This is a genomic window from Methylobacterium sp. OAE515 (assembly GCF_041806315.1).
In the GTDB taxonomy this organism is placed as follows: domain Bacteria; phylum Pseudomonadota; class Alphaproteobacteria; order Rhizobiales; family Beijerinckiaceae; genus Methylobacterium; species Methylobacterium tardum.
Window position 1 is genome coordinate 637,999 of sequence record NZ_JBGMUV010000001.1, and the last position, 19,502, is coordinate 657,500.

General features: G+C 70.6%; 20 protein-coding genes (1 of these 20 running past the window's edge). 11 read left to right on the forward strand and 9 right to left on the reverse strand.

Annotation, left to right across the window (positions count from 1 at the left end):
* Positions 1-242: 242 nt before the first annotated feature.
* The 5 genes from ABIE45_RS03060 to ABIE45_RS03080 form a co-directional block, all read right to left on the reverse strand.
* Positions 243-614, reverse strand: a complete 372-nt coding sequence (locus ABIE45_RS03060; RefSeq protein WP_192711095.1) for a hypothetical protein — start codon at positions 612-614, stop codon at positions 243-245.
* A 395-nt stretch (positions 615-1,009) separates the two neighbouring features.
* Positions 1,010-1,240: a hypothetical protein gene (locus tag ABIE45_RS03065; protein ID WP_192711096.1), complete on the reverse strand. Its 231-nt coding sequence runs from the start codon at positions 1,238-1,240 to the stop codon at positions 1,010-1,012.
* Between the two features lie 143 nt (positions 1,241-1,383).
* Entirely contained in the window at positions 1,384-1,635 is a 252-nt protein-coding gene (locus ABIE45_RS03070) for a hypothetical protein (RefSeq protein WP_192711097.1), read from the reverse strand.
* A gap of 118 nt (positions 1,636-1,753) precedes the next feature.
* Positions 1,754-2,023, reverse strand: a complete 270-nt coding sequence (locus ABIE45_RS03075) for a hypothetical protein (protein ID WP_192711098.1) — start codon at positions 2,021-2,023, stop codon at positions 1,754-1,756.
* A 153-nt stretch (positions 2,024-2,176) separates the two neighbouring features.
* On the reverse strand, positions 2,177-3,076 hold the full coding sequence (locus ABIE45_RS03080; protein WP_192711099.1) for an SDR family oxidoreductase: 900 nt from the start codon (positions 3,074-3,076) through the stop codon (positions 2,177-2,179).
* 99 nt (positions 3,077-3,175) lie between these two features.
* Here ABIE45_RS03080 and ABIE45_RS03085 point away from each other — a divergent pair, with 99 nt between their 5' ends.
* Entirely contained in the window at positions 3,176-4,045 is an 870-nt protein-coding gene (locus ABIE45_RS03085; RefSeq protein ID WP_192711100.1) for a helix-turn-helix domain-containing protein, read from the forward strand.
* A 62-nt stretch (positions 4,046-4,107) separates the two neighbouring features.
* Here ABIE45_RS03085 and ABIE45_RS03090 read toward each other — a convergent pair whose 3' ends face one another.
* The 3 genes from ABIE45_RS03090 to ABIE45_RS03100 form a co-directional block, all read right to left on the reverse strand.
* On the reverse strand, positions 4,108-4,599 hold the full coding sequence (locus ABIE45_RS03090) for a hypothetical protein (RefSeq protein ID WP_192711101.1): 492 nt from the start codon (positions 4,597-4,599) through the stop codon (positions 4,108-4,110).
* Between the two features lie 10 nt (positions 4,600-4,609).
* Positions 4,610-5,764, reverse strand: coding sequence for a zinc-dependent alcohol dehydrogenase (locus tag ABIE45_RS03095; protein ID WP_192711102.1), 1,155 nt, complete (start codon positions 5,762-5,764; stop codon positions 4,610-4,612).
* Between the two features lie 176 nt (positions 5,765-5,940).
* Complete coding sequence (locus ABIE45_RS03100; protein WP_192711103.1) at positions 5,941-6,516, reverse strand: DNA-3-methyladenine glycosylase; 576 nt, start codon at positions 6,514-6,516, stop codon at positions 5,941-5,943.
* Between the two features lie 253 nt (positions 6,517-6,769).
* On the opposite strand from ABIE45_RS03100, the gene ABIE45_RS03105 reads away from it, so the two are divergent.
* From ABIE45_RS03105 to ABIE45_RS03115, 3 genes are all read left to right on the forward strand, one after another.
* Positions 6,770-8,077: a flavin monoamine oxidase family protein gene (locus tag ABIE45_RS03105; protein WP_373622124.1), complete on the forward strand. Its 1,308-nt coding sequence runs from the start codon at positions 6,770-6,772 to the stop codon at positions 8,075-8,077.
* 91 nt (positions 8,078-8,168) lie between these two features.
* A complete protein-coding gene (locus tag ABIE45_RS03110; protein ID WP_192711104.1) occupies positions 8,169-9,206 on the forward strand; it encodes an MBL fold metallo-hydrolase in 1,038 nt (345 codons plus the stop codon).
* Between the two features lie 82 nt (positions 9,207-9,288).
* Positions 9,289-11,016: an adenylate/guanylate cyclase domain-containing protein gene (locus ABIE45_RS03115; protein WP_192711105.1), complete on the forward strand. Its 1,728-nt coding sequence runs from the start codon at positions 9,289-9,291 to the stop codon at positions 11,014-11,016.
* 212 nt (positions 11,017-11,228) lie between these two features.
* Here ABIE45_RS03115 and ABIE45_RS03120 read toward each other — a convergent pair whose 3' ends face one another.
* Entirely contained in the window at positions 11,229-12,455 is a 1,227-nt protein-coding gene (locus ABIE45_RS03120; protein WP_192711106.1) for an MFS transporter, read from the reverse strand.
* 93 nt (positions 12,456-12,548) lie between these two features.
* Between ABIE45_RS03120 and gcvA the strand changes: the two genes are divergently transcribed.
* The 7 genes from gcvA to ABIE45_RS03155 form a co-directional block, all read left to right on the forward strand.
* Entirely contained in the window at positions 12,549-13,436 is an 888-nt protein-coding gene (gene gcvA, locus ABIE45_RS03125) for a transcriptional regulator GcvA (RefSeq protein ID WP_192711107.1), read from the forward strand.
* Positions 13,437-13,634: 198 nt separating this feature from the next.
* Complete coding sequence (locus ABIE45_RS03130; RefSeq protein ID WP_192711108.1) at positions 13,635-15,779, forward strand: helicase-related protein; 2,145 nt, start codon at positions 13,635-13,637, stop codon at positions 15,777-15,779.
* Positions 15,780-16,180: 401 nt separating this feature from the next.
* Positions 16,181-16,999: a 3-keto-5-aminohexanoate cleavage protein gene (locus tag ABIE45_RS03135; protein WP_192711109.1), complete on the forward strand. Its 819-nt coding sequence runs from the start codon at positions 16,181-16,183 to the stop codon at positions 16,997-16,999.
* A gap of 74 nt (positions 17,000-17,073) precedes the next feature.
* On the forward strand, positions 17,074-17,901 hold the full coding sequence (locus ABIE45_RS03140; RefSeq protein ID WP_209578430.1) for a helix-turn-helix domain-containing protein: 828 nt from the start codon (positions 17,074-17,076) through the stop codon (positions 17,899-17,901).
* A 53-nt stretch (positions 17,902-17,954) separates the two neighbouring features.
* Positions 17,955-18,896 (forward strand): DMT family transporter, encoded by a 942-nt coding sequence (locus tag ABIE45_RS03145; protein WP_192711110.1) that lies wholly within the window; start codon positions 17,955-17,957, stop codon positions 18,894-18,896.
* Positions 18,893-19,237, forward strand: coding sequence for a hypothetical protein (locus ABIE45_RS03150; RefSeq protein ID WP_192711111.1), 345 nt, complete (start codon positions 18,893-18,895; stop codon positions 19,235-19,237). Before ABIE45_RS03145 ends, ABIE45_RS03150 begins: the two co-directional genes overlap by 4 nt.
* Before the next feature lie 49 nt (positions 19,238-19,286).
* Positions 19,287-19,502, forward strand: the beginning of a protein-coding gene (locus ABIE45_RS03155; RefSeq protein WP_373622127.1) for an IS481 family transposase. 735 nt of this gene lie beyond the right edge of the window; 216 of the gene's 951 nt are visible here — the first part of the coding sequence; the start codon lies at positions 19,287-19,289; the stop codon falls past the right edge of the window.

Here is a 19,502-nt window from a genome sequence, read left to right on the forward strand (position 1 = left end):
TCTCGAAACCGATGTCCAGCCGATTTTAGCGCAGCTAGATACATTCTTTCGGGGATAACGAGTTGTGGTTTCCGGGATAGCTTTAATACCGGCCTCAATCCCATCGGTGTGTAGTATTGGCTACTATACTCGACGACGGATAGATTCTCAGAGAATTGCGACCTGTCCGGCCCGCGACCTTGGCTATTCAGACGGCGGTTCTGGCCACCGACTACGCTGGCAGGAAAGGAATTTTGGCCGCGCTACAGGCTTAAACGCCGCGCGCCGTCTGATCGGACATGGGAAACCGGTGCTCGGAACGTCTGTCGAAATGTTTCTGCTTCGTAAACATCACGCTCGCCGCCGCGGCAGATGGTGACACGGTAGAGTGTCCGCATGCGGGTCTTGGCAAGCCGGCGCCCCGTGTCGCGGCGCAGCGGCAGTTCTGGGTCGAGCATTTTGACGGGCTCGCGCCGCTGTTCAACGAGCACTGGGCGCTCGAGGACAGGCGCATAGGGCTGTCGATATTCCCTGGCCTCGGCCTGAGCCTCAGCGTGCGGGCGCTGGCTGGGATTCCGGATCCGACCGCGTTTGGAGGCCTCGCTCAATTCCGGGCGCGAAGATCCGGCGTCCATTCGTATGTCCAGACCGGCACAACCCTGATTGTTAGATCCTGGACACGGCTCGGATAAGCACCGCTGACCCTGTTGGATCTATAGGATCCTGTCCGCTATGGCGGCGAGCCTCATTGGGAGCAGACCTACCGCTTCCGGCCATATCCTGCTGGGGCCAATCATGTCCGAGTGTCTCGGATGGGTGGTTTTCAGCCAGTCCGCTTTCGGGTGGCAATGCATGAAAGCGGCCCCTCGTCATCTGCTCGGCAACGTCAGCGCGGTGTGGATGTCGGCCGGTCCGCTTTCGCGATCCCCGTCAACACGCGTCGAAATCGTCGGCTTGCCCCCGCAGATCGGCAGCACGGGCTGACTACGGGGCCTCACGGTGCCGGTGACGATCCTGACCGCCTGCGGGCTTACGGGGCTGGCTCCGTGAGAGCATCTGCGTTCGAACGTCGAACAGGATCTGCTGGCGGACGAACCTGATACTTGGTCGCCTCAAGCGGTTCGCGCGAGCGCTTGATTGCTCGCACGGCTTTTTGGATGAGCGCTGCGTTATAACCGGCCAGACTGGCATTCCGGGTGATCCGGATGAGAGCATCGCCGTACTCGACACGAGAACGCGAATTGTCGGTGAGGTCAGCCATCACGGCGCTCCGCGCGATGCAGGCGGGAGCACGCGTCTCTCTCAGCCACCAGGCCTACGGGTCAGGGACCGGCTGGTGATCCCAATACCCTACGCCCGTTCGGCTGAGGAGCCTAATCGGGGCCGCATCCGCTCGCGGACGGGTCACTTCGTGCGACGTGGGATCGAGCACCCACGATTCTGACGGCCGAGATCAAGCGCCTGCTGTTCGTCGTGGGCGCCTACCGCTTCTCGGTTCGGCCAGCTGTACACCGGAACGGCCAGAAGTTCTCGGGATAGTGTCAGGGCCTCGACGGTATGGCTCCTGACCATCCAATCGTGGCCCCGCGAGATCCGCATCTGCTCGGCGACGCGTTGGCGTTGTTCAATAGGTGTGAGGTCGTTCCAGTCCGTCATTGGGTCATCGTGCCCAACCCAGAGCCTTCCGACATTCACCCATGCGCACATCTGGTCATGCGCCCCATGGCTCGGCGCGCGCTCCCCTCCCAACCCGACCGGTGAGGAGAGCCGAGAGCTAAGACGGCTTGATCGGCATTCGGCGCTGGCTCGCGAGCACCGGAGCCTCATGAGAGATGAAGTCGAAGCGGAACAGCACGAGCTGCCGCTCGTCCGTTACCTCGATGTGCCAGTCCTCTCCCAACGCGATGGTCTGTGCGTTGTCTCTAAAAATCTCACCCGCCAAGCGAACAGCTTCCACGCGGGCTTCACGCCAGTCCGAAAGTTCTGTGCCCGTATCGTCAAGCACGCTGACGCCGTCGTAGATGTTGAAGTAGTAACGCGGCACGAGCTCCTCCGCCGTTGAAGGCGGGAGCTGAGGGCTCTCAATCGCGGACATGCCTGGCTTAGAAACCGCGAATACTCCGGGCTATGACACACATCGCCAGGCGGCGATCTCATCTGGATTAGAATTCCAGCCGTGCGGCCGATATCCGGCGCTCTAAACCCGCACCGTGCCGTAATCCATCCGCTCGAGATCCGCGATCAGCCCCGGCCCGGTCGGCGCCCAGCCGAGCTTGGCCCGCGTCCAGGCGCTTGAGGCCGGCATGTCGAGGCCGACGAAGGCGGCGAGCCATCCGAAATGACCGGCCTCCTCGGGCGGCAGGCTGACGACCGGCACCCCGAGACCCCGCCCGATCACCGCCGCGATGGCGTGGGCCGGGACCCCCTCCTCGGCGACCGCGTGGTAGCGCGCGCCGGGCTCGCCCGCCTCCAGGGCCAGCCGGTAGAGGCGCGCCACGTCGTAGACCGGCCCCGCCGCCCAGCGGTTGGCCCCGTCCCCGAGGTAGGCGGACACGCCGCTCCGGCGGGCCAGGTCGATCAGGTAGGTGACGAGCCCCTGCTTGACCGTGTCGTGGACCTGCGGGAGGCGCATCACCGAGACGTTGACCCCCGCCTCCGACAGGGCCGCCCCCGCCAGCTCGGAGGCGATGCGGGGGTTCGGGTGCGCGGTGTTGAAGACGTCCTCGGTCGCCGGCACGCCCGGCGCGGGGCAGCCGATCCCGGTCCCCGAGGTGATGACCAAGGGCCGGTCCGACCCCTTCAGGGCCTCACCGAGCGCCGCGATGGCGCGCCGGTCCTTCTCGCAATTGGCGACGAAGTTCGTGAAATCGTCGTGGTCGAAGGCGGTGTGGATCACGCCGTCGGCCCGGGCGGCGCCGTCGCGCAGGCGGTCCAGCTCGGTGAGGTCGCCCCGGAGCGGCTCGACCCCGGCCTCGGCGAGCCTCCGGGCCCCGGCGTCGGACCGGGTGAAGCCGACGACCTGATGCCCGGCCGCCTGGAGGTCCGGAATCAGGGCCGAGCCGATGAAGCCGGTGGCGCCGGTGAGGAAGATGCGCATGGATCGCGTCCGTTGACCTGGGGGAGCCCCAGTGTCGGTGCGCGGTCCATCCTGTTAAAGTCGTGATCGTATACGGGTATAACGGCTAACAGGATCGCGATGCCGGCCGGTTCCGAGACGCGTCTGGGCACATACCTGCGGGATCGGCGCGCCAAGCTCGATCCGGCCGCCCTCGGCTTCGCCGGGCGGCGGCGCACGCCGGGCCTGCGCCGCGAGGAGGTCGCCCAGCGCGCGAACATCAGCGCGACCTGGTACACGTGGCTGGAGCAGGGGCGCGGCGGCGCGCCCTCGGCGGACGTGCTGAACCGCATCGCCACCGGGCTGATGCTGACCGAGCCTGAGCGCGAGCACATCTTCATGCTGGCCCTCGGCCGGCCGCCCGAGGTCCGCTACAGGCCGGCCGCGGGGATCACGCCGCGGCTGCAGCGGCTGCTCGACACGCTCGAGACCAGCCCGGCGCTGGTCAAGACCGCGACCTGGGACGTCGTCGCCTGGAACCCGGCCGCCGCCGTGGTGCTGACCGACTGGGCCACCGTCCCGCCCGGTGAGCGCAACATCCTGCGCCGCATGTTCGGCGACCCGCGCGTGCGGGCGGCGCAGCACGATTGGGAAAGCGTGGCCCGGGTCGTGGTCGGCGCGTTCCGGGCGGATGCGGCCCGGGCCGGCGCCGTGTCGGAGGTCGGCGCGCTGGTGGACGAGCTCTGCCGGACCAGCCCGGACTTCGCCGCCCTGTGGCGCGAGAACGACGTCCACGCGCACGGTGACGGGGTCAAGCGGCTCCGGCACCCCGTCCTGGGCTGGATCGAGCTGGAGTACTCGGCCTTCGCGGTCGACGGCCGGCCCGATCTCGGCCTGATCGTCTACAACCCGGTCGCCGAGACCATCCGCGACCGGATCCGCACGCTGCTGCAGGACCGCGGGCCGCCCGGTTCACCGCCCGGGCCCTTCCAAACCGCGCCCTCATCCTGAGGGGGGTGGATCATCCATCCATGCACCCAAGCCGGGTCGCGGCGGCGCGACCCGGACGGACCCTAGCGCTCGGCCCGGGCCAGGCGCGCGACCAGGATCCCGAGCCCGATCGCCGCGCCGGTGAGCGCGAGCTTGCCCGCTAGCCCGGACCGGTTGTGGGCCAGCTCGGCCCGGGCACCCATCTCGGCCGGGACGTTGGGCACGCGGCCCCGCGCGAGGTCGTCGACCACACCCTCGACGACGTTCACTCGGTCGGCCGCCATCAGCATCAGCCAATGCGCCCACTGGGACTCGCTGTAGCGGAACGCCTGCCGGCGGATGACGCCGCTCACGCCGCGCGGCGGGGTCGACGTGCCGACAACCGCCGGCCGGGCGTTGTACTCGATCGAGGTGAGGACCTCGACGCGCGCCCGCTGCTGCGGCGGCCGCGTCCAGTTCATGCCCCGGCTGTCGTCGCGCGTGATGTCGCGCATCGGGTAGGTCGGATCGTTCTGCGGATCCGCGTCGACGCCCCAGCCCGGGACCGTCGACGGATCGATCGGACGGTTTCTCATCGCCCCCTCCTCACGCGCGTGCCGTCGGGGGGACGAGGACCGGCTTGATGCAGTCATCGAGCTTGGCCGAGAAGAGGTGGTAGGCATCCGCGGCCTCCTCGAGGGGCACCTTGTGGGTGATCAGTTCCTTGGGGTTCAGGCGGCCCGCCTCGATATGGGCGATCAGCTTCGGCAGCAGGCGCTTCACCGAGGCCTGGTTGGCCCGGATGGTGATGCCCTTGTTCAGGACATTGCCGATCGGGATCAGGTTGCCGGTCGGCCCGTAGACCCCGACGATCGAGACGATCCCGCCCTTCTTGACCGAGTTGATCGCCCAGTGGAGCGCCACGGCCGAGCCGCCCTCGAGCTTCAGCTTGGTCCCCATCAGGGTGTGCAGGGCGCTCCCCGCGGCATCGCCGCCGACCGCGTCGATGCAGACGTCGGCCCCGAGGGAATCGGTGGTCTTCTTCAGGAAGACCACGGGATCCCCGATCGAGCGGAAATTGTAGACCTCGGCGGGACAGTAGCGGCGCGCGAAGTCGAGCCGGTACTCGACATGGTCGATGACGATCACCCGGCCGGCCCCGAACAGCCACGCGCAGCGTGCCGCCATGATGCCGACCGGTCCGGCGCCGAAAACCACGACGGTGTCGCCGCGCTGAATCCCGCCCATCTCGGCCGCCTGATAGCCGGTCGGCACCACGTCGGTGAGGAGCACCGCGTCGTCGAGGTCCATCGTCTTGGGGATCTTGCACGGGCCGACATCGGCGTAGGGCACCCGGACGTACTCGGCCTGGCCGCCATCGTAGCCGCCGGCGGTGTGCGAGTAGCCGTAGATGCCGCCGACGGCGGTCGCCTGCGCGTTCGCCTCGTGGCAGTTGCCGAACAGCCCCTGCTTGCAGAAGTGGCAGCGGCCGCAGGCGATGTTGAACGGGACCAGCACGTGGTCGCCGACGGCGAGGTTGGTCACGCCGGAGCCGACTTCCTCAACAACGCCCGTGAATTCGTGGCCGAACGTCATGCCGACGCGCGTATCGGGCACCATCCCATGGTACAGGTGAAGGTCAGACCCGCAGATGCAGGTCCGCGTAACACGGATGACCGCATCCTCAACATGCTCGCACACGGGGACCGGCTTGCGATCGACGCGCACGCGGTAGGGCCCACGGTAGTTCATCGCCAGCATGCAGCGGCTCCATCATCCACGACCGGGGAACCTCGGCTGCGTGCCCAAGTTCCCGCGGCTTCGACAGGACCAGCACGGCCTCTCCGCTGCGCGAAGACAGATCTGCGGCGGCGGATACGCCGCCGGAGCTTCGGGCTGCCGCCGGCGTGACGTCCGAAGCATGGATCGTCCCAGAGTCAGGGTGGAAAGGGCGTCCCGGATGTGGCCCGCCGGGCCGGCCGGCTGACGAACCGGGAGCCGGCGAGGAGGAAGCGCCAGGGCGTCTCGGCGGCGCGCGTGATCCCGATGCGCCGGTCGCTCACCAATTCGGCCGCCCCCGTGCGGGGCTCGAAGCGGAACGGCGCCTGCGCGAGGGGCGCTCCGTCCATCGCGCCGGTGATTCCGAGCGCCTGGGCGAGGCGGCCGGGGCCGGCGCAGAGCAGCCGCGGCTCCGCCGTGCCCCGGCGCGCCTGCATGGCGGCGAGCCCCTGGGTCGGCTCGATCGCCCGGATCAGCACCGCGCTGCCGGGCTCGCAGACGAGGTTCAGGCACCAGTGCATCCCGTAGGAGCGGTAGACGTAGACGTGGGCGGGCGGTCCGAACATGCTGGCATTGCGCCGCGTGGGACCGGCGAAGCTGTGCGAGGCCGGGTCGGTGCGGTCGTAGGCCTCCGTCTCGACGATGATGCCGCCGGTCTCCCCGACGAACAGCCCGGCACCGATCAGGTCGGGCGCCACCGCGGCGGCGCTCCGGGCGAAATACGTGTCCAGCATCGGCTCTCCGGGTCGGGCTGCTCGATCCCGCAACCCGCGCATCCGTCCCGTCGTTCCGGGGCGCCGCAGGCGTGCCCGGAACCCGGAAACGCAGAGTGTGCAAGACCTTGGCGCGCCGGCGGCCCTGGATTGCCCGCCTCCGGCGTGCCCTTCCGGGTACGAGCCCCGCTGCGCGGCCCCGGGATGGGGACGTGATGATCGAGACGGGAGGAAGCGGCCTCCCGATCCGGCAACCCGCACCGCGTCCCTCGGGTTGAACCCACCACCTGGACACGATCGCGCGCCGGGGAGGCGTCGAGACCTGAGCACTTCCGAGACGGCGGATGTCGCCATCGTGGGCGCGGGCGCCGCGGGCCTCGCCGCGGCGCGCCGGCTGTCCGAGCGGCGGCCGGAATTGCGGATCCGCGTGCTCGAGGCGGCGGAGCGTACCGGCGGGCGGGCCCACACGATCGTGCCCCCCGCGATCGGCGCGCCCCTCGACCTCGGCTGCGGCTGGCTGCACGGCGCCGAGAGCAATCCCTGGCTGCCGATCGCCGAGGCGCTCGGCCTGCGGGTCGACCGCACCCCCGCCCCCTGGGACGTGCAGTACCGCGATCTCGGATTCCCCCCGGAGGACCAGACGGCCTACGCGGCGGCCGCCGAGGCCTTCGCGGCGCGGCAGGCGGCAGCGGCGCGGGATCCGGTGGACCGCCCCCTCGCCGCCCTCCTCGAACCGGGCAATCCGTGGAACCCGCTCCTCGACGCGGTGAGCGGCTACGTGAGTGGTGCCGAACTCGCGGACCTCTCGCTTCACGATTCCGCCCGCTACCGTGTCCACGGATCGGACTGGCGGGTGGCGGACGGCTACGGGCGCGCGGTGGCGGCGTACGGCGCCGGCTTGCCGGTGACGCTCGGCACGCCGGTGACCCGGATCGATCATGGCGTGGCCGGCCCGGTCCGGCTGGAGACCCCGCGCGGCACGCTCCAGGCCGGTGCCGTCATTGTGACGGTCTCGACCAACGTCCTGGCGGAGGGCGGGCTCCGCTTCGCGCCGGCGCTGCCCGACAAGATCGCGGCCGCGCAGGATCTGCCGCTCGGGCTCGCCAACAAGGTCTTCCTGCACCTCGCCGCGCCCGAGGCGCTGCCGGCGGACGGGCACCTGATCGGCAACCCGCGCAGCGCACGCACGGGCGCCTACCACCTGCGCCCCTTCGGCCGGCCGGTGATCGAGGGGTATTTCGGCGGCGCCCTCGCCCGGGACTTAGAGCGCGCCGGCGACGCGGCAGCGGCCGCCTTCGCCCTCGACGAGCTGGCCGGGCTGCTGGGCGCGGCGTTCCGCCGGCGGGCATCCGGCCTCACCGTGACGCGCTGGGGTCGGGACCCGTCGGTGCGCGGCTCCTACGCGTATGCCCGGCCCGGCGCGGCCGGCCAGCGCGCGATCCTGGCGACGCCGGTGGAGGGCCGCCTGTTCTTCGCCGGCGAGGCGACGTCCCCTGATGCCTTCACCACCGTGCGCGGCGCCTACGAATCCGGGCTGCGGGCCGCCGACGAGGTCCTGTCGGCGCTCGACCCGGCGCGGTGACACGGGCGGCTGCCGGGCCCCGGGGGCGGGCCCAGAGAAGGGCCGAGGAACGCCGCGCCGAACGGCGACGCCGCGCGATGCGTTGACGGGCGTGAGCCACCTCGTCCAAGCCCGCCTCGTCAACGACCCGTTCTCGGATCCGGGCCTCTATCTCGATTTCCGCTACGCGCGCCGGGCCCTGCTGTTCGATCTCGGTGACGTCGCGGCGCTCTCGGCCCGGGAGCTGATGCGGGTGAGCGACGTCTTCGTCTCGCACGCCCACATGGATCATTTTGCCGGCTTCGATCGCCTGCTGCGGGTGTGCCTGCATCGTCCGCAGCCCCTGCGCCTCGTGGGGCCGGAGGGCTTCATCGCCCGGGTCGCCAACCGGCTGCACGCCTATACCTGGAACCTGCTCGGCTCCCACTCACCGGACTTCCGCATCCAGGTCGAGGAGTTCGTCGACGGCTATCTCGCGCGTGGGGCGGCGTTCCGGTCCCGGGAGCAGTTCGCGACGCGCCCGATGCCGCCGTCGGAGCTCGGGCCCGGGCGGGTACTCGCCGAGGAGGCGTTCCGGATCGAGGCGGCGGAACTCGATCACGGTATCCCGTCGCTCGCCTTCGCGCTGACCGAGCCGGTGCGGGTGAATGTCTGGCAAGGGGCGCTGGAGCGGCTCGGCCTCGCGCCCGGCCCCTGGCTCGGGGCGGCGAAGCAAGCCGCCCGCCGGGGTCTGCCGCCCGAGACCCCCGTGCCGGTGGGCGCGGACCGGACCCTGCCCCTCGGCGACCTCGGCGCGGGGGTGTTCCGCATCGGGCCTGGCCAGAAGGTCGCCTACGTCACCGACACGGCCGACACGCCGGAGAACGCCGCGCGGATCCTCACCCTGGCGGCGGGCGCGGACGAGCTGTTCATCGAGGCGGTGTTCCTGGAGGCGGAGCGGGCAGCCGGGACGCGGACCCGGCACCTCACCGCCGCCCGCGCCGGGACGCTGGCCCGGGCGGCGGGCGCGCGGCGGGCGGTGCCGTTCCACCACTCGGCCCGCTACATCGACCGGCCGGATGCCCTCGCCGACGAGTTCCGGGCCGCCTTCGCGGGCGAGACCGGATCGGCGGCCGATATCGGCCGGCAAACAGGGCCCGGAGAGAAATAAATCGGACGCGCCGGAAGTCTTGCTGGTACCAGGGTCGGCGAATTGCGGGCCCACGGCCGATCCGATCGGATCTCCCAGCACGATGCGCACAGCCTCGATCGCGACGCGACAGCTCACCGAGGACTCCGCGAAGGCCCGGCCGGCTACGCCGGCCGCGCGGTCCCGGTCGCCCCTGACCCTGCGCCGCCTGCGGCTGGCGAGCGGCCTGATCCTGTTCGCCTACGTGCTCACCCATCTGAGCAATCACGCACTGGGCAACATCTCCCTGGACGCCATGGAGGACGGGCTCAGCCTCGCCTCCGCGCTCTGGCTCAACCCGCTCGGGCTGACGCTGCTCTACGGCGCCCTCCTGGTCCACCTGCTCCTCGGGCTCCAGGCGCTCTACGCCGCCCGCTTCTTCCGCTGGCGGCCCTCCGAGGCCCTGCAGCTCGTCTCCGGCCTGCTGATCCCGCCGCTGCTGATCAGCCACATCGTCGGGACCCGGATCTCCTTCGCCACCGAGGGGCTCGACAAGGGCTATGCGCAGGAACTCTACGCCTTCTGGGTGGCGTCGCCGCCGCTCGGCCTGATGCAGGTCGCCGTCCTGGTCGTCGCCTGGATCCACGGCTGCACGGGGCTGTATTTCTGGCTCCGGCTGAAGCCCGCCTTCGCGCGCGCGGCGCCCTGGCTGCTGGCGCTGGCGGTCCTGGTGCCGGTCCTGGCGCTGCTGGGCTTCGCGCAGGGCGGCCGGATGATCCTGGCCCTGGCGCAGGACCCGGCCTGGCGCGCGGAGGCGCTCAAGCCCGTCCATGTCGGGCTGCCCGATCAGGTGGCGCGGCTCGCCGGCATCCGGGATCGGATGCTCCTGACCTACGCGGCTCTCCTGGGCGCGGTGATCGCGGCGCGGGGCGCGCGCACCTTCGCGGAGGTCAAGCGCGGGACGATCCGGCTCAGCTACCCCGACGGGCGGGTGGTCCGGGTGCCCCGCGGCACCAGCGTCCTGGAGGCGAGCCGGCGCAACCGGATTCCCCATGCCAGCGTCTGCGGCGGCCGCGGCCGGTGCTCGACCTGTCGGATCCGGGTGACGGACGGCAGCGACGGCGCGCCGGCGCCCGGCCGCACCGAGCGGGCGGTGCTGGAGCGCATCGCGGCCGGTCCGGGGGTGCGCCTCGCCTGCCAGTTCCGGCCGGAGACCGACATGGCGGTGGTGCCGCTGCTGCCGCCGCAGCCGCGGATGCGCCAGGCGGACCTGCTCGACCGGGCACAGTCCGGCGAGGAGCGCTTCATCGTGGCGATGTTCGTCGACCTGCGCGGCTCGACCCGGCTCGCCGAGGAGCGTCTGCCCTACGACACGGTGTTCATCATCAACCGCTTCCTCAGCGCGGTCGGCGACGCCGTGCGGGAGGCCGGCGGCTCGACCAACCAGTTCCTCGGCGACGGGCTCCTGGCCTTGTTCGGCCTGGAGACCGAGCCCGAGCAGGCGGCCCGGGACGCGCTGAGGGCGATCGACGGCATCGCCGACGCCGTCGAGACCTTGAACCGGCTGCTGGCGGAGGATCTGGAGCACATCCTGCGCTACGGCGTCGGCGTGCATGCCGGCCCCGCGATCGTCGGCGAGATGGGGGACGCGACCGACGCCCGCTTCACCGCGCTCGGCGACACCGTCAACGTCGCGTCCCGGCTGCAGGGCCTGACCAAGACCCTGGGCTGCGTGGCCGTGGTGTCGGAGGCGGTCTACCGGGCGGCGCGCGCCACGCCGGAGGCGATCCGCGACATCGCGGTGGACGGCCGGTCGGAGGCCGTCCGGGTCAGCACCCTGGGCTGCCTCTGACGCCATATCCGGAGGGAACGCGCGCCGTCGTTCCGGGGCGCCGCGGGCGAGCCCGGACACGGAGGGGCACGTCGGAGGCGGGCAACCCAGAATCGCCGACGGCGCCATCCTGGACGCGCGCTGAGGCTCTGGGTTCCGGGCCCTGCCGCGCAGTCCCGGAATGACGGGTTTGTCGGTCTGAGGCGCGGTCTCGTAGACGCGGATCCCGGGCCTCAAGCCCGTTGCCGCTCCGTCCCGAGACGCGGCGCCAGGGCCAGCATCAGCGGCACAACGGCGAGCGCCGTCCCGGCCGCCGCCACCGCCGCCCAGTGCGGGCCGGCCGCGTCGCCGAGCCGGCCGTAGAGCAGCGGCGCTGCCAGCGCGCTGCCGCCGAGCGTCCAGGTGTAGAACACCGCGAAGGCCCGCTCGACGCGGCCGCCCGGGGCCAGTTCCGGCACCGTGCCGTAGAGCACCGAGGAGGTGCCGTTCAGCATCACGCCGAGCAGCGGCAGCAGGATCAGCCCGGGGGCCAGCGGCAGGACGATCACCGCCAGGATCGCCAGCGCCGTCCCGGTCTCGGTGAGGATCACGGTCCGGGTCACGCCGAGATGCGCCCCGAGGCGCCCGCAGACCGCCTTGCCCAGCGCGCCGCCGACGAAGACCAGCGACAGGGCGAGGCCCACCGTGGTCAGCGCCGCGCCCTTCTCCTGCAGCAGGAACGGCAGGTAGAGCAGGAAGGCCGGCCGGGCGGCGTTGTCGAGCATGCCGATGGCGACGAGCAGCCGGAAGCCGGTGCCGCTGCTCGATCCGCCGGGAGCCCGGGGCGTCGCCGGCTTCGCTGCGGCCCGCACGCCGCGTGACTCGGGCTCACGCGGCAGAAGCCGCCCGACCGCCAGCGCGACCACGATTCCCGCCCCGGCGATCACCCAGAGCGCGTGCCGCCAGCCCGTCAGGGTCAGCAGGAGGCCGACCACGGGCGGGACCGCCGCCTTCCCGAGGTCGCCGGTGAAGTTGTAGGTGCCGAGCGGGCCCCGTGCCCCGGGACCGTAGGCCCGGGCGATCACCGCGGAAGCCAGAGGATGCTGGGTGCTGCTGCCGGCGCCACCGAGCAGGAGGCCGATCCCGAGCCCGACGAGTCCGCCCGAGGCGCCGGCGATCGCGTAGCCGGCCGCGCTGAGCAATGTGCCGAGCACCAGCACGGTGCGGGCGCCCCACGCCTGGGCGAGTCGGCTCGCCGGCATCTGCAGCGCCGCCAGCGCCCCGTTGTAGAGCGAGCGCAGGAACGCCAGGGCCACGTAGTCGAGGCCGAACTCCGCCTGCCAGACCGGCAGCAGCACGTAGATCAGGTCCGTGTAGCCGTCGTGCAGGGCGTGGTTGACCCCGGTGGCCACCAGCGTGCGCCGGGCTTCCGGCAGGGACACGGGTTCGGAAGACGCGGTCAGATCGGACGCGACGGACATCCAGCCATCCTTCGTGGTTCCGTCACAGGATGGCCGCCTGGTCCGTGGCTGACAAACGACTTATGCTGACGCACGCGTGAGGAAACCTGACCCGTGCATCGCCGCCTGCCGCCGCTGAACGCTCTGAAGGCCTTCGAGGCGGCCGCCCGGCACGGCAGCTTCACGCGTGCGGCCGACGAGCTGCGGGTCACCCACGGCGCGGTCAGCCGGCACGTGCAGATGCTGGAAGGCTGGCTCGGGCTGCCGCTGTTCGAGCGCCACAACCGGCGCGTGGTCCTCACCGAGGCGGGCAGCGCCTACGCCACCGAGATCGGCGCCGCCCTCGACCGCATCGCCCTGGCCACGGCCCGCCAGGCCGAGCGCGGCCGGCCGCGCCTGCTGCACGTGAATGCGCTCGCCACCTTCACCCTCCGCTGGCTGATCCCGCGCCTGTCCGGTTTCCAGAGGGCCAACCCGTCGATCGAGGTGCGGCTGACGACCTCGAACGTCCCCCTGGCGCAGCTCGCGGACCCGTTCGATGTCGCCATTCGCGGCGGTCCGGATCAGCGCCCGGGCCATCGCGCGGAGCCGTTCCTGTCCGAGCGGCGCATCCCGGTCTGCAGCCCCGCCCTGCTGCGGCGGCTCCCGCTCGAACGGCCCGAGCAGCTCCGGCAGCACACGCTGCTGCACGCGGCAACGCTTCCGCGGGTCTGGCCGGACTGGCTGCGCGCGGCGGGCATCCCGGACCTGGCGCCGCAGGCCACGGTGACGCTGGAGCACTTCTACCTGACCCTGCAGGCCGCCCTCGACGGGCTCGGGGTCGCCATGGGGCCCGAGCGGCTGATCGCCGACGACGTCGCGGCCGGCCGCCTGACCCTGCCCTTCGCGGGCCCGTCTCTGCCGGCACGGAGCTACTACACCTACGTCCCGGAGCCCCGGGCGGAGGATCCGGCGGTGCGGGCCTTCTGCGGCTGGCTCGCCGAGGCGGCCCGGCAACCGTGAGATCCCGTCTTTGCGAGCGCAGCGAAGCAACCCAGTGTCGCGCAACGTTGGGGCCCGTGGCGCTGCTGGCTTGCTTCGCTGCGCTCGCAAGGACGGTTTCGGAGTGGCGTCCGGGCGCGGTTCCGCGCATGGATCGGATCCGGAACGCCCCCGACCGCGTCAGGGTTTGCGTGAGACGCTTCTGCCGAAGGTGACCGCATGGCGCGCAAGCGTCTCCGCCCGACGATCGAGAGCCTGATCGAATCCGTAGGCCGGCTCGGCCTGTCCCCGGACGCGGTCGATCTCGACCGGCTGCTCGCCCATCTCGAGCTGCCCGATTACGGCGCCGAGGTGGAGGACGAGCGCGTCGCCCGCGCGCTCCGCGAGATGCAGGCGGCCCGGGCCTTCGCGGAGACCGGCATCCCGGCGATCCGGAAGGCGATCCCTTCTCTCCGGGCCGTGGTCACCAAGGACCACCGCATCACCTGGCTGATCCGGACCGAGATCCCGCTCCTCGACAACGGCCGCCTGGACCTGCGGCTCGACATGGCCCCCGAGCCGGAGGCGGCCGAGATCCTCGCCCGCATGGCCGCCCGGAACGACCCGGCCCATCGCCTGGAACCCTTACGCGAGGCCGTGGCGCGGACCGCGCTCCAGGCCACCCGTGCTCTGCACAAGCCGGTCGACAAGCTGCGGGCGCAGCTCCTCGTCGACCTGCGCGAGGTCGGGGCGGACGCCGCCGCCTACATCGCCCACATGGACCGCTCGCTCCGGTCCCGGGTCTTCACCTACGGCCCGAAGCTCGCCCGCGGCCTCAACGACACGCTCACGCCGGTGCGTCGGCACGCCAAGGCGGTGGCGCGCGAGGGCTCGCGCCTGCGCCGCCTGCGCGATCAGGTCGGCTTCGGCGCCTATATCGAGCGGTTCACCGCCGCCCGGCGCCTCAACCGGACAATCCTGTTCCACATGGGGCCGACCAATTCCGGCAAGACCTACGCGGCGCTCCAGCACCTGACCGCGGCCGAGACCGGGGCTTACCTCGCGCCGCTCCGGCTCCTGGCACTGGAGAACTACGAGACCCTGCGCGAGCGGGGGCTGCGCGCCGGCATGATCACCGGCGAGGAGGTGCTGGGCGAGGCCAACCCGACCCACACCGCCCGCACCATCGAGACCGCCGACCTGACGCGGCCGATCGACGTGGCGGTGATCGACGAGATCCAGATGCTGTCGGACCCCGACCGCGGCTGGGCCTGGACCAACGCGCTGTTCGGCGTCGCCGCCAAGACCGTGATCGTCTGCGGCTCCGACGACGCGCTGTCCTATGTCCGCCGCGCCGCCGAGGCGGCCAACGAGTCCCTGGAGGTGATCCCCTTCACCCGCAAGTCGCCGCTCCTGCTGCTGGAGGAGCCGGTGCCCCTGGAGAAGGTCGAGGCCGGCGATGCGGTCGTGGCCTTCTCCCGCCGGGCCGTGCACGAGAACCGCGAGATCCTTGTCGCCCGGGGGCACCGGGTGGCGACGATCTACGGCGCCCTGTCGCCGGAGGTCCGCCGGGCCGAGGCCGCCCGTTTCCGCTCCGGCGAGGCCAACGTGCTCGTCACCACCGACGCGATCGGCATGGGGCTCAACCTTGGTCCGCTGAAGCGGATCGTGTTCTCGGCGGTGCGCAAGTGGGACGGGACCGCCGAGCGGGCGCTGACCCATTCCGAGATCCGGCAGATTGCCGGCCGGGCCGGCCGCTACGGCCACCAGGATGTCGGCTACGTGGCGGCGACCGACCCGTACGCCGCCGAGCCGATCCGCACCGCCCTCTCGGGCGCCCCGACGGCGCCGGCGGCCGACACCCGCTTCTTCGTCCGCCCGGATCTCGGGGCAATCCGCTCGGTGGCCGAGGAGATGCGCACGCACAGCCTGCACGAGGTGCTGACCCACTTCGCCCGGGCGACCTTCTACGCCGGCTCGCCGTTCCAGCCCTCGGCCCTGGAGGAGGTGCTCGACGTCGCCCGGATCGTCGACCGGGCACGGCTGCCGATCGAGGAGAAGTTCGCCTTCTCGGTCTGCCCGATCGACCGGCGCGACGAGATCGCCATGGGCCTGCTGGAGCGCTGGTGCCAGGCGCGGGCCACCGGCCTCACGGTCCCGGCTTTGCGCGGCAACCTCGCGGGCGAGCTCGACTACCAAGAGCGGACCGTGAAGCTCGCCAGCGCCTATCTGTGGCTGTCGCGGCGCTTCCCCGAGACTTTCGACGACGTGGACGCCATCCGCCACATGCGCGGGCGGGCCAACGACGCCATCGAGCAGCACCTGCGCGAGACCGCGACCCGCAAGGCGGAGCGCCGGAGCCGGCGGAGTGGCGGGGCGCGGTGAGGCCGGAAGCCCGGCCGCTGAACCTGAGAAACCCGGTTCACACACGGTAGACGGGCTAGTGCCAAGGTCTTCGGCCGCACGAATGCGCGGTGATCCAATAGTCTACGCAGCCGCAGAGCTGAATTCGCGTCGCATGCCCCGAGACGCGGCAGCGGTTGCGGCGAAGTGGTCTCATCGAGCATCCGGCTCAGACGTCCGATGCGGAGTGCAAGTGCGCAAGGCCCCTGTGCCGCAGCAAAGCTTTCACCCTGGCTTGTCGGTTCTGAAGCCGAAGATGTCCGACACCGTGACGTCGGACAGAGGCAGGACCGTTATCCTAGGGCGGCTTCTGTGATCGCGGCTCATCGTCGTCAGGGCTCTCACCGCCACGGATGATGCCGCCATCGGCTTCTGGAGGTCGCGTGGACAAGCTCATCATTACAGCTGCCGTCAATGGCGGCGTAACGGATCGCTCAAAGAACCCCAACCTTCCCTATACGCAGGAGGAAATCGCCGACTCAGTCTTCACATGCTGGAATGCGGGAGCAGCCGTCGCACATATTTACGCCCGAAATCCGGACGGCACGCCGTGCTACGAGGCCAGCACATACGGCGAGATCGTCGAACGGATCCGCGATCGGTGCGACATCATCATCAATCTCAGCACATCCGGCCTGAACCTCCCGAGAGACACAAGCCCCGCCCAGGCCTGGAATCACCTCCCGTTCAGGCCGGAGATCGCCTCGTTCAACTGCGGCTCTGTCGATCACGGAGGAAGGCCGTTCATCAACCCTCCGGAGACCTTTCGCGCTCTCGCAGCCGAGATGCAAGCCTTCGGCGTTAAGCCCGAAATCGAAGTCTACCACGAAGGTGTTATTCAGGAGGCTCATCTTCTGATTACAGAAGGTCTTATCCAAGGCCGGCCGCTTTTCGCGTTCGCCCTCGGCATTCGCGGCGGTGCGTCGGCAAGCTGCAAGACCCTGCTTCATTTCGCCGAGAGCATTCCGCGGGACAGCGCGTCGTCCGCTTTGGCAATCGGAGGGTCCCAACTCCCGATCAACCTGCACACCCTGCTTCTCGGCGGCCATGTCAGGACGGGCCTGGAGGACAACGTCTACTACGCACGCGGGGAGCTGGCGGCGAGCAACGAACAACTTGTCGCGCGTGTCGTAACCATCGCCAGGATCGTCGGGCGCGACATTGCGAGCCCGGCCGAGGCCCGCGCGATTCTCCGTCTGTAAATGATCGGACGCGCGGGGATCTTCGGAATGGAGGGTCCTCGTCCAGCGGCTCCTGGCGCGGAGAGAACCGGACCATGGACCTCAAGAGCACCGACCCGCGGGACTATGAAGCATCGCTGCATGGTATCGCGGCGATGCCGAAGGAGTTTCCAGCCGGCTCCCGCGTCCCTCCGCATGTCCATGGACGCGCGCAGCTGATCTACGCGACCTCCGGCGTCATGGAGGTCACGACGGCGGACGGACTCTGGCTGCTCCCGCCGCAGCGGGCCCTCTGGATGCCGGCCGGGATCGCCCACGCGATGGTCGCCCGTTGCCACGTCTCCCTGCGGACGCTCTACGTCGCCCCGGACGCGTGTCCCGCCGCATTTCCGGACGCACCGCGCCTGGTCCGGGTCTCGGCCCTGCTGCGCGAACTCATCCTCCGGGTCGCCCGGATGCCGCTGGACCGGGAGCCGAGCGAGCACGAGAGGCGGATCGTCGCCCTTCTTCCCTACGAGATCGCCTGGGAGCCCGGCGGGGTCTTCCATCTCCCGATCCCGAAGGACAGGCGCTTGGCCCGGATCTGCCGCAGCCTGATCGATGATCCCGGGGACGGGCGCGACCTGGAAGCATGGGCGGCGGAAGTCGGCGCCTCGTCGCGGACGCTCGCGCGCCTGTTCAGGCGCGAATTCGGGAGCACCTTCCTGATCTGGCGGAAGCAGGTGCGCGCCCTGTCGGCCGTGCCCCGTCTGGCGGCCGGCGAGCCGGTCGGCGTCGTCTCGGCCGATCTGGGCTACGAGACTCCCGGCGCCTTCGCGGCGATGTTCCGGCAGATGATGGGCGCGCGGCCGAGCCGCTACGGTGACCAAGACCGTTCCCGATCAACCGGCGAGGCGGGCCTGACCTTGTCCGATCCGGCCTAGCAAGTGGCCGGAACCGCGACGCAGGCCGGTGCGGCTCCGCCTAGTCTGCGTTCATGCCGCGCGACAAGCCGCCCAATACCTTCCTGTGCCTGGTGCTGCTGTCGACCTTTCTCCAGGGATCGTCCTTCGTGGCCACGAAGGCCGTTCTTCGTGACGTTCAGCCGCTGTGGCTGGCGACGCTCCGCTTCTTCGTCGCTGCACTCTCGCTGGTGCCGGTTCTGCTCCCCCGCCTCCTGCACCCGAACCGTCGGTCGGGTTCGCGCATGCCGTGGCTGCACCTTGCCCTGATCGGCCTGCTGCAGACGACGGGCGTCATGGCGTTTCTCAATATCGGGCTCACCTCCAGCACGGCGCCGATGGCGGCCATCCTGATGGCCAGCAATCCGTTGCTGGTCGCGCTCCTGGTGGGCGTCCTGCTCGACGAGCCCGTGCGCCGGCAGGGCTGGGCAGGTCTCGCATTGTCCTTCGCGGGGGTCGTGCTCTGCATCGGCGTGGAGACGGTGCTCACCGGCGCCATCGGCCGGGGTGAAGTCCTGGTGATGCTCGGGTCGACGTGCTGGGCTCTGGCGACCATCGCCTCGCAGCGCTTCAACCTGTCCATCGATGCCTGGGTTCTGGCCTTCTGGCAGATGGTGTTCGGGACGGCGGGTCTCGCGCTCGTCGCCCTGATCCGCGGAGACCCGTTCTCCCTGCCGGCGAGCCCGACGGCGTGGCTCTGGTTCCTGTGGCTCGCGATTCCCGCCTCGACGGGCGCGATGGGCCTGTGGTTCGCGGCCCTGCGGCGAGGTGGAGCGGTTCGCACCAGCGGTTTTCTGTTCCTGTGCCCCCTCTTCGCGGCCGTGATCGCGTTCGTCCTGCAGGGCGAGCGGGTGTCGTGGCATCAGAGTCTCGGCGGCCTGCTGATCGCGGCCGGCATTGGTCTCGTCACGACCGCGCGCGCATCGGCGGCTCCCGCCAGCGGGACTTCGGCGGTTTCTCTCGGAGCCGAGCGATGAAAGCCGGCTTCCCGCAGCGGCGACAGCGCCGGCTCCGCCGATCGCCGATCACGCGCCGCCTCGTCCGCGAGACCCACCTCTCAGCCGACGATCTCATCGCCCCGATCTTCGTCGAAGAGGCGCTGGACGATGTCACACCGATCCCGTCGATGCCCGGTATCTCCCGCATACCGGAGCACGCCCTCGCCCGCGAGATCACGGAGATCGCCAGAGACGGCGTGAAGGCGGTGATGCTGTTCGGGATCTCGCATCACAAGGACGCCGACGGCACCGATACAATGGACCCGGGCGGGCTGGCACCGTGTGGATCTTGTACGGCACGAACGCGACTAGATGTTTGATCCCGCGGTGTGGTGGTACGGTTGACCACCATGCTGCGAGGGATGCGCTATGGGCCAGGTTCTTCATGGAAGCGCCACCACGACGGAGGCAGTCCGTCGCGCGATCCAGCTACGTGAAGAGAGCGTAAGAGCGCTGGCCAAGCGCTACGGCGTCAGCCCGACGACGGTGCAGAAGTGGCGCAAACGGACGAGCACAGCGGATGCCCGGATGGGCCCCAAGGAACCGCGCTCCACCGTGCTCACCGTCGAGGAGGAAGCGATCATT

Coding starts and splice junctions, on each gene's coding strand:
- ABIE45_RS03060 (WP_192711095.1), bottom strand. CDS start 614: ATGGACGCCGGATCTTCGCGCCCGGAATTGAGCGAGGCCTCCAAACGC.
- ABIE45_RS03065 (WP_192711096.1), bottom strand. CDS start 1,240: ATGGCTGACCTCACCGACAATTCGCGTTCTCGTGTCGAGTACGGCGAT.
- ABIE45_RS03070 (WP_192711097.1), bottom strand. CDS start 1,635: ATGACGGACTGGAACGACCTCACACCTATTGAACAACGCCAACGCGTC.
- ABIE45_RS03080 (WP_192711099.1), bottom strand. CDS start 3,076: ATGCGCATCTTCCTCACCGGCGCCACCGGCTTCATCGGCTCGGCCCTG.
- ABIE45_RS03085 (WP_192711100.1), top strand. CDS start 3,176: ATGCCGGCCGGTTCCGAGACGCGTCTGGGCACATACCTGCGGGATCGG.
- ABIE45_RS03090 (WP_192711101.1), bottom strand. CDS start 4,599: ATGAGAAACCGTCCGATCGATCCGTCGACGGTCCCGGGCTGGGGCGTC.
- ABIE45_RS03095 (WP_192711102.1), bottom strand. CDS start 5,764: ATGCTGGCGATGAACTACCGTGGGCCCTACCGCGTGCGCGTCGATCGC.
- ABIE45_RS03100 (WP_192711103.1), bottom strand. CDS start 6,516: ATGCTGGACACGTATTTCGCCCGGAGCGCCGCCGCGGTGGCGCCCGAC.
- ABIE45_RS03115 (WP_192711105.1), top strand. CDS start 9,289: ATGCGCACAGCCTCGATCGCGACGCGACAGCTCACCGAGGACTCCGCG.
- ABIE45_RS03120 (WP_192711106.1), bottom strand. CDS start 12,455: ATGTCCGTCGCGTCCGATCTGACCGCGTCTTCCGAACCCGTGTCCCTG.
- ABIE45_RS03130 (WP_192711108.1), top strand. CDS start 13,635: ATGGCGCGCAAGCGTCTCCGCCCGACGATCGAGAGCCTGATCGAATCC.
- ABIE45_RS03140 (WP_209578430.1), top strand. CDS start 17,074: ATGGACCTCAAGAGCACCGACCCGCGGGACTATGAAGCATCGCTGCAT.
- ABIE45_RS03145 (WP_192711110.1), top strand. CDS start 17,955: ATGCCGCGCGACAAGCCGCCCAATACCTTCCTGTGCCTGGTGCTGCTG.
- ABIE45_RS03150 (WP_192711111.1), top strand. CDS start 18,893: ATGAAAGCCGGCTTCCCGCAGCGGCGACAGCGCCGGCTCCGCCGATCG.